Annotated in this window: 8 protein-coding genes and 1 pseudogene; 2 read left to right on the top strand and 7 right to left on the bottom strand. The window is 72.0% G+C overall.

The genetic code is table 11. The annotated features are described in order from the left end of the window. Positions 1–268: 268 nt before the first annotated feature. The gene (locus JL475_RS04455) at positions 269–1552 is read right to left on the bottom strand and encodes a geranylgeranyl reductase family protein (protein ID WP_202275503.1); all 1284 of its coding nucleotides are present in this window, start codon (positions 1550–1552) and stop codon (positions 269–271) included. Between the two features lie 98 nt (positions 1553–1650). Between JL475_RS04455 and JL475_RS04450 the strand changes: the two genes are divergently transcribed. Beyond that, complete coding sequence (locus tag JL475_RS04450) at positions 1651–2157, top strand: GNAT family N-acetyltransferase (protein WP_202275500.1); 507 nt, start codon at positions 1651–1653, stop codon at positions 2155–2157. Positions 2158–2383: 226 nt separating this feature from the next. Then, positions 2384–2680 carry a PASTA domain protein gene (locus JL475_RS04445; protein ID WP_237406213.1) on the top strand — a complete coding sequence of 99 codons (297 nt, stop codon included), beginning with the start codon at positions 2384–2386 and terminating at the stop codon, positions 2678–2680. Here the strand turns inward: JL475_RS04445 and JL475_RS04440 are convergent. The 6 genes and pseudogenes from JL475_RS04440 to JL475_RS04415 form a co-directional block, all read right to left on the bottom strand. After that, the gene (locus tag JL475_RS04440; protein ID WP_202275494.1) at positions 2667–3362 is read right to left on the bottom strand and encodes a demethylmenaquinone methyltransferase; all 696 of its coding nucleotides are present in this window, start codon (positions 3360–3362) and stop codon (positions 2667–2669) included. The genes JL475_RS04445 and JL475_RS04440 overlap by 14 nt on opposite strands. Positions 3363–3480: 118 nt before the next feature. Beyond that, a complete protein-coding gene (locus tag JL475_RS04435) occupies positions 3481–4080 on the bottom strand; it encodes a hypothetical protein (protein ID WP_202275491.1) in 600 nt (199 codons plus the stop codon). A 7-nt stretch (positions 4081–4087) separates the two neighbouring features. Then, a complete protein-coding gene (gene mqnC, locus JL475_RS04430; RefSeq protein WP_202275488.1) occupies positions 4088–5287 on the bottom strand; it encodes a cyclic dehypoxanthinyl futalosine synthase in 1200 nt (399 codons plus the stop codon). A 128-nt stretch (positions 5288–5415) separates the two neighbouring features. After that, the gene (locus tag JL475_RS04425; protein ID WP_307824971.1) at positions 5416–6144 is read right to left on the bottom strand and encodes an A24 family peptidase; all 729 of its coding nucleotides are present in this window, start codon (positions 6142–6144) and stop codon (positions 5416–5418) included. Positions 6145–6940: 796 nt separating this feature from the next. After that, complete coding sequence (locus tag JL475_RS04420; RefSeq protein WP_202275485.1) at positions 6941–7180, bottom strand: hypothetical protein; 240 nt, start codon at positions 7178–7180, stop codon at positions 6941–6943. Positions 7181–7626: 446 nt separating this feature from the next. Continuing rightward, positions 7627–8411: pseudogene (locus JL475_RS04415) on the bottom strand (serine/threonine-protein kinase); the annotation flags it as partial. Positions 8412–8415: the final 4 nt, after the last annotated feature.

Genomic DNA, 8415 nt, shown 5'->3' with positions numbered 1-8415 from the left:
GCTGGGGGGCCGCCGCCACCGAGTGGTGGCGGCGGCCCCCCAGCCCGCGCGTTCCCCTTCACCCGACCCCCCGGCCGAGATGGCCCGTATGCCCGAATCATCACCTGTGTGGCGTGCGTTGACGGGGTGACATCGCATCGACCGAGCGCCCTGTGGCGCCGTGGCGGCCCCTCACAGCGCCCCGAACACGCGTCGGCGGCCGGGAGTCCGTCCGTCCGGCCCCGGCCGCCCACAGCGCCCCTCACGGCTCCCGCACGCGCGGGACGCCTCACGCCTTCGGCGCCACCTTGCTCAGACCGTTGATGACGCGGTCCATCGCGTCGCCGCCCGTCGGGTCGGTCAGGTTGGCGAGCAGCTTCAGGGTGAACTTCATCAGCATCGGGTGCGTCAGACCGCGCTGGGCCGCGATCTGCATGATCTTCGGGTTGCCGATGAGCTTCACGAACGCGCGGCCGAGCGTGTAGTAGCCGCCGTAGGTGTCCTTCAGGACGCGCGGGTAACGCTGGAGGGCGATCTCCCGCTGGGCCGGCGTCGTCCGGGCGTGCGCCTGGACGATGACCTCGGCGGCGATCTGCGCGGACTCCATGGCGTAGGCGATGCCCTCGCCGTTGAAGGGGTTCACCAGGCCGCCCGCGTCACCGACGAGCAACAGCCCGCGCGTGTAGTGGGGCTGGCGGTTGAAGGCCATCGGGAGCGCGGCGCCGCGGATCGGGCCGGTCATGTTGTCCGGGGTGTAGCCCCAGTCCTCGGGCATCGAGGCGCACCATGCCTTCAGGATCTCGCGCCAGTCCAGTTCCTTGAAGGAGGCCGAGGTGTTGAGCACGCCCAGGCCGACGTTGCTCGTCCCGTCGCCCATGCCGAAGATCCAGCCGTAGCCGGGCAGCAGCCGGTCCTGCGCTCCGCGGCGGTCCCACAGTTCCAGCCAGGACTCCAGGTAGTCGTCGTCGTGGCGGGGCGAGGTGAAGTACGTACGGACCGCGACGCCCATCGGGCGGTCCTCGCGGCGGTGCAGCCCCATCGCCAGGGACAGCCGGGTGGAGTTGCCGTCGGCGGCCACCACCAGCGGGGCGTGGAAGGTGACTTCCCGCTTCTCCTCGCCGAGCTTGGCCTTCACACCAATGATGCGGCCGGTGCGGTCGTCGATGATCGGCGCGCCCACGTTGCAGCGCTCGTACAGCCGCGCGCCGGCCTTCTGGGCCTGCCGGGCGAGCTGCTCGTCGAAGTCGTCGCGCTTGCGGACCAGGCCGTAGTCGGGGAAGGAGGCGAGTTCCGGCCAGTCGAGCTGGAGGCGGACACCGCCGCCGATGATGCGCAGGCCCTTGTTGCGCAGCCAGCCCGCCTCCTCGGAGATGTCGATGCCCATCGCGACGAGTTGCTTCGTGGCACGCGGGGTGAGGCCGTCGCCGCAGACCTTCTCCCGCGGAAACTCCGTCTTCTCCAGCAGGAGCACGTCGAGACCGGACCTGGCCAGGTGGTACGCGGTGGTGGAGCCGGCTGGCCCCGCGCCCACGACGATCACGTCGGCGGTGTTGTCGGAGAGGGGCTCGGTCACGGCGGGATCTCCCCAAGTTCGATATCTGCGTGCCGACAGGCACTGGACACGGGCAGTCTATGCAGCAGAATTGATCACCCGGCTGAAGGGCTGCCTCCGTGAACCGAGCTCTGCCCGCTGTACGGCTCCGTGTGCCCACCCACGAGGACGCCTTCGCCTGGCACCGGATCTTCGCCGATCCGGACGTCATGGAGTTCCACGGCGGCGAGGCCGCGGAGCTGTCGGTCTACGAGGAACTCACCGCCCGCCAGCGGCGGCACGACGCCGAGCGCGGGTTCTGCCTGTGGACCGTGGTCGACGGGACGGACCGCGTCCTCGGCTTCACGGGCGCCCAGCCCTGGGAACGGGACTGGGGCCCGACGGGCGAGATCGAGATCGGCTGGCGCCTCGGCCGGGAGCACTGGGGCAGGGGGTACGCGACCGCCGCCGCCCGGCAGACCCTGGAGCGGGTGCGCGCCACGGGCGTCTCGGACGTGGTCGCCATGGTCGACGCCCGCAACACCCGCTCAACCGCGGTCACCCGGCGGCTCGGCATGCGTCTCGCCGGGACGTTCACCACCCCGGTCTCGCGCCGGGAGGGACACTGCTACCGCCTGGCCCTCTGAAACCGGAGACCCGAGGGAAACCGGAGGAGCAGAGGAAACCGGAAGCCTGAATCACCACTTCACCTACGCACCGTGACCGATTGTCACAGATGGCCACGAGTTGCTTCCTGCGGGCGCGTGGCCGGGTCTACCCTGCCGGTACCGCTGGGGGGTGACGTCCGTGCGTGTGACACCCAGGACATCCGGCAGGACACCGGAAGTACGTGTTCCGCGCCTGGTCGGCCTGATGGCCGTGGACGCGCGCGAGTCCGCCCGCGCACACGGCCTGTCCCTCGACGCGCCGGACCGGCCGGACTTCCGCCTCACCGTCGTCGACCACGTCGTACGCCAGTATCCGCAGCCGGGCGTCGAGGTGCCCAGGGGCTCCCTGGTCCATGTGTGGTTCGGCTTCGGTGAGGGGGACGGCGGCGGAGGGGTGCGCGAGCCGCGCGCACCCGTACCGCCCGTCGGCGGCCGCCGGCGCGAACTGGAGGAACCCCGTGAACCGGCCGCCCCCCGCGCGGCCGTCCTCAGCCGGCCTTGAAGCCCCGGTGCAGCGCGACCACACCGCCCGTGAGGTTGCGCCACGCCACCTTCGTCCAGCCGGCGCCCTGCAGCCGCTCGGCCAGGGCGGGCTGGTCGGGCCAGGCCCGGATGGACTCGGCGAGGTAGACGTACGCGTCGGGGTTCGACGACACCGACCGCGCGACCGGCGGCAGCGCGCGCATCAGGTACTCGGTGTAGACGGTGCGGAACGGCGTCCACGTGGGGTGTGAGAACTCGCAGATGACGATCCGCCCGCCGGGCCGGGTCACCCGGTGCATCTCGCGCAGCGCGGCGTCCGTCTCCTGGACGTTGCGCAGCCCGAAGGAGATGGTGACGGCGTCGAAGACGTCGTCCTTGAACGGCAGCCGGGTCGCGTCGCCGGCGGTGTAGGGCAGCCAGTTCCGGCGCTGCTTGCCGACCCGGAGCATGCCGAGGGAGAAGTCGCAGGGGACGACGTAGGCGCCGGTCCGCGCGAAGGGCTCCGAGGACGTGCCCGTGCCGGCCGCCAGGTCCAGGACCTTCTGCGCGGGACGCGCGTCGACCGCCTTCGCCACCTCCTTGCGCCAGATCCGGTCCTGGCCGAGCGACAGCACGTCATTCGTCAGGTCGTACCGTTCCGCCACGTCGTCGAACATCGAGGCGACTTCGTGTGGCTGCTTGTCCAGGGTTGCGCGGGTCACGGGAGTTCGGCCTCACTTGTCCGGGTACGGGGCTGTCTCAGGAGCGGTGTGTGTCATTGTCTCAGTCGGTTCCCTCTGCCTCGCCGGCTCGCTGCGTCCCCCGGCCTCGGCCGGCCCGTCAGCGACGCCGGTGCACCAGCCGGCCGCCCACGACGGTGGCCACGCAGGTCGACGCCCCGTCGCGGACCAGCTCGGCCCGGTCCGCCACGTCGAACACCGCGAACCGGGCAGGGCCGCCCGGAGCCGGCCCGGGCAGCAGGACGAGCGGCACCGGCGAGAAGGACGGCGGCCCCGGCAGGCGCGCCGGGCGGGCGCCCACCACGAGCCCGGCCCGGCGCACGGCGTCCAGGACCGGCCGGCTGCGCAGCTCGCCCGCGACGGCGACCGTTCCGTGCGCCAGCAGCCGCTGCACCCCGCGGCGCGCGCTGGCGCCGCGCCGTGACTCGTCGGCGCGGAAGATCGCCTGCGCCCGCTCCCCGGTGATCGGCTCGGTGCCGAACTCGTCGGCCTCGCGCGGGTCCGGGTGGTAGGTCCCTTCGAGCAGTTCGGGCCCGTAGGGGTTGAGCAACCCGGGGGTGAGGATGCCGGGCCACCGCCGCACCCGCGCCTGCGGACGGGCGGCGGCCAGTTCCTCGTACGGGCCGACGGCGGCGACGATCGCGCCGTCGATCAGGACGGCCAGTTCGGGCGTGGCCTCGGCCACGTGGATCGTGAGCACGGTCGCGTCAGTTCGCGGGGAGCAGCTTCAGCTCCGGGTGGGCCGTGCCGCCCTCGATCGCCGTGGACGAGATGTGCGAGACGACGCGCTCGTCGACCGGGTCGTCGGCCGGGTCGTCGTGCACCACGATGTGCTCGTACGTCGTGCTCCGCTGCGCGGGGACCCGGCCCGCCTTGCGGATCAGGTCGATGATCTCCAGGCGGTTGGAGCGGTGCTTGGCGCCGGCGGAGGAGACGACGTTCTCCTCCAGCATGATCGAGCCGAGGTCGTCCGCCCCGTAGTGCATCGAGAGCTGGCCGACCTCCTTGCCCGTGGTCAGCCAGGAGCCCTGGATGTGGGCGACGTTGTCGAAGAACAGCCGGGCGATGGCGATCATCCGCAGGTACTCGAAGATCGTGGCCTGGGTGCGGCCCTTCAGGTGGTTGTTCTCGGGCTGGTAGGTGTACGGGATGAAGGCGCGGAAGCCGCCCGTGCGGTCCTGCACGTCCCGGATCATGCGCAGGTGCTCGATGCGCTCGGCGTTGGTCTCGCCGGTGCCCATCAGCATGGTGGACGTCGACTCGACGCCCAGCCCGTGCGCGATCTCCATGATCTCCAGCCAGCGTTCGCCGGACTCCTTCAGCGGCGCGATGGCCTTGCGCGGCCGCTCGGGCAGCAGTTCGGCGCCGGCCCCGGCGAAGGAGTCGAGCCCGGCCGCGTGGATGCGCGTGATGGCCTCCTCGACCGGCACCTTCGAGATCCGGGCCATGTGCTCGACCTCGCTCGCCCCCAGGCTGTGGATGACGAGCTGCGGGAACTCCTTCTTGATGGCCGCGAAGTGCTTCTCGTAGTACTCGACGCCGTAGTCCGGGTGGTGGCCGCCCTGGAACATGATCTGCGTACCGCCGAGTTCGACGGTCTCGGCGCAACGCCGCAGGATGTCGTCGAGGTCGCGGGTCCAGCCCTTGGCGGTGTCCTTGGGCGCGGCGTAGAAGGCGCAGAACCTGCACGCCGTGACGCACACGTTCGTGTAGTTGATGTTGCGCTCGATGATGTACGTCGCGATGTGCTCGGTCCCGGCGTACCGGCGGCGGCGTACGGCGTCGGCGGCGGCGCCCAGCGCGTGCAGCGGGGCGTCGCGGTAGAGGTCGAGCGCCTCTTCGGGGGTGATCCGCCCGCCTGCGGCAGCACGGTCGAGGATGGGCTGAAGGTCGGCCTTCTCGGTCACCGGGCGTCCCTTTCGTAAGGTTCGTGAGGCTCGTAAGGGTTGCGGACGGGCTGGACCAGCCTACGCCAGCGGCCCACGGCACCCGACGTCAGGCCGTACCCGCACCCGGTGCGCGCGCCCCCCCGGCGTCAGGCCGTGTACGCGCCGATCAGCAGCCCGGCGAACGCGCCGGCGATCAGGAACGGCCCGAACGGTACGGCCGTCTTGCGCCCCGCCCGCCGCGCGACGACGAGGGCACCGCCGTACAGCGCCCCGAACAGGAACCCGGCGAAGGCGCCGAGCATCACGGTGGGCCAGCCGTACCAGCCGAGGACGGCCCCCGCGCCGAGGGCGAGCTTCACGTCGCCGAAGCCCATGCCGCCCGGGTTGATGAGGAACAGGACGAAGTAGCCGGCGCCGAGCGCGAGGGCGCCCAGCAGGGCGGTCGTCCACTCGCCCGCGTGCTCGGGAACGAGGGTGACCGGGCCGAGCAGGGCGAGGGCGGCTCCGGCGAACGGGAGGGTGAGCGGGTCGGGCAGCCGCTGGACCCGGAAGTCGACGACCGCCAGCAGCACGCCGACGGGCGCGAGCAGCAGCCAGACACCCACCTCGGGCCGCGTGTCGGTGGCGGCGGCGAGGGCGGCGCAGACCAGGGCGGTGACGACGACGAGGGCGGTGCTCGAGCCGTACGGGGGCGCCGCCGCACACCGCCCGCACCGGGCCGGTCCGAGCCAGCCCGCGAGGGGGTGTCCCGCGGGGCAGACCGCCCGCCACTCCTCCCCCGCCGGTACGGAGAACCGGTAGGCCGCCCGCGGCAGCAGCGCACCCGCCGCCGCACCCCACAGCGCGGCGGCCGCGGCCAGCAGGCCGATCGTCACCCTGTACTCATCCCCGCCACGCTCGTCCCCACCCTGCTCATCCCCTCCGCACCCGTCCCTCCGCGCCCGTCCCGCCGCTGCGGCCATGAGGTCGGCGGCGAGAGCGGTGAGCCGTTCCGGGTCGCCGAGGTCCCCACTGGCCCGCACCCCCCGCGGACGGTATCCGGCGCATCGATCCCACGCCAGGGGAACAGCCGCAGGATGACGCTCTGCGCCGGCCCTTCACGGCAACTCTGCTCAAAGCCCTCCCCGGTCGGCATGTTCAACCCGTCACCCCGCCACGAGGTCACACCACACGGGATCGCCCCGGGTGCCGTCCCTGGCCGACGGCTGCCGACCCCGGAGGTCTGGGACTCCGTCGACCCGGTTCGCACCCCGGGCACCGTCGTCGCGTGCAGCGGCTGCGCGCGGAGGCGACAGAAGACCGCGTACGGCCCTTGTCCCAAGGCGCCGAGAGCGCAGCCGTGCTCCTCCCGGAAATCCTCCCCGCCCTGCCCGGAGGAGAAGGTGACGATATCCGGGGGCGCCGTCGTCCGCCTCGGGAATACTCCAGTCCGTCAAGTCGCCGGGAGTGAAAGGCTCCTGGCGCAGGAACAGTCCCGCACACCTCTGCAAACCTCGGAAAACGAAGCGATGAACTCGCCGAGCAGACCAAGGACAAAAAGAAGGTCAAGGACGAGCAGGGCGGTAAGGGCGATGAACAGCGCCCCTTCGCCGCATCCGTGGCGCACCGCCCCGCAGATGCGTCGTGGGCCCCGGCTCCAGGATGGAGCCGGGGCCCACGGGGCGTGTTCCGTCAGTACTGGGTGACGGCGAGGGCGCCGGCCGCCGAGAGGCCCTCGGGGGAGACGGAGGCACCCAGGCCTGCGGTGACGCCGATGTTGCCGACCTCGGCGTGGGCACCGAGGGCGCCCGCCCCGGCGTGGACACCGATACCAGCGTCGGCCGCGGAGCCGACGCCCGCCTGGCCGCCGGAGACGGAGTCCAGCTCGGCGTCGGAGATTTCGGCGGTCGCGACCTGGGGGACGAGGTTCATGGCGCGCGTTTCCCTTCGTATCAACAATGAGCAGGGGCGGATTTCTCCGGATTCCCGAACCCGGGATTATCTTCCGGCGAACCGCACGACCTGATCAAAGCATGCGAGGAATGAGGTGACCAGCGGCGCACGAACCATATTCCCCAACCGATCGTCGCGGAATTCACGAGTGTGGCGAAGCAGTCCACCGAACCCCCCACTTCCTTCACTCGTACTGGCCCGTAAGCAGCCCGTCGGCGGCCCTGGAAGGGAATGCGAGAGGGATTTCCCGGCACTCGTGCCCGTCGTACGGCTCCACTGTGAACGGTGTGCAGATCCTCGGGATGTTCCAGAACCGGGCGGCCCCGGAACGCGCGTCAGAGCGACAGCGTCCGCGCGATGCCGTCCACGATGCCCTCCAGGGGCTCGTCCAGGACCGGCTCCTTCCAGGACACCAGGAGGGTGACGGCCGCCTCCGCCGGGGTCGGACGGACGCCGGGGTCCTTGTCCAGGCAGGCGGCCACCGGTTCCCGCACCTGGTCGCCCGAGCCGTCCCGTCCGCCCAGGTCGCCCAGTTCCGGAGGCTCGTGGACGACCTTGTAGAACAGTGTCGCCGAGGAGTCACCGCGGAACGGCGGCTCGCCCGTCGCCGCGTACACCAGCACGGCACCCAGCGAGAAGACGTCCGCCGCGCCCGTGACGCCCTTGCCCAGGACCTGCTCCGGCGACATGCAGCCGGGCGAGCCGACGGACACGCCGGTCGAGGTGAGGGAGGCCGTACCGTCCATCGCCCGGGTGATGCCGAAATCGATCAACAGCGGGCCGCCCAGGGTGAGGAGGACGTTCGACGGCTTCACGTCCCTGTGCACCAGGCCCAGTTCGTGCACCGCCGCCAGTGCCTCACCCAGGCCCGCGCCCAACGCCCGTACGGTGTGGGCGGGCAGGGGGCCGCCGTGAGGGACGGGCCCGCCGCGTAGGCGGTGGCGACCCACGGCACCCGGGCGTCGGGGTCGGCGTCCAGGACGGGGGCCGTCCAGGCGCCGCCCACCCGGCGCGCGGCCTCGACCTCGCGCCGGAACCTGGCGCGGAACTCCTCGTCCAGCGCGAAGTCCGGGTGCACGATCTTGACCGCGACCGTACGGCCGCCGGCGCTGCGGCCCAGGTAGACCCGGCCCATGCCACCGGCTCCGAGCCTGCCGAGCAGCCGGTACGGCCCCACGGCCGTGGGGCCGTCGACGTCGAGCGGCCGCATGGAG

Origin of the sequence: Streptomyces sp. M2CJ-2, from assembly GCF_016757295.1 — a bacterium.
Classification (GTDB): Bacteria; Actinomycetota; Actinomycetes; order Streptomycetales; family Streptomycetaceae; genus Streptomyces.
Note: the sequence above shows the minus strand (reverse complement) of the source record. Positions and strands in the feature narration are given on the sequence as shown.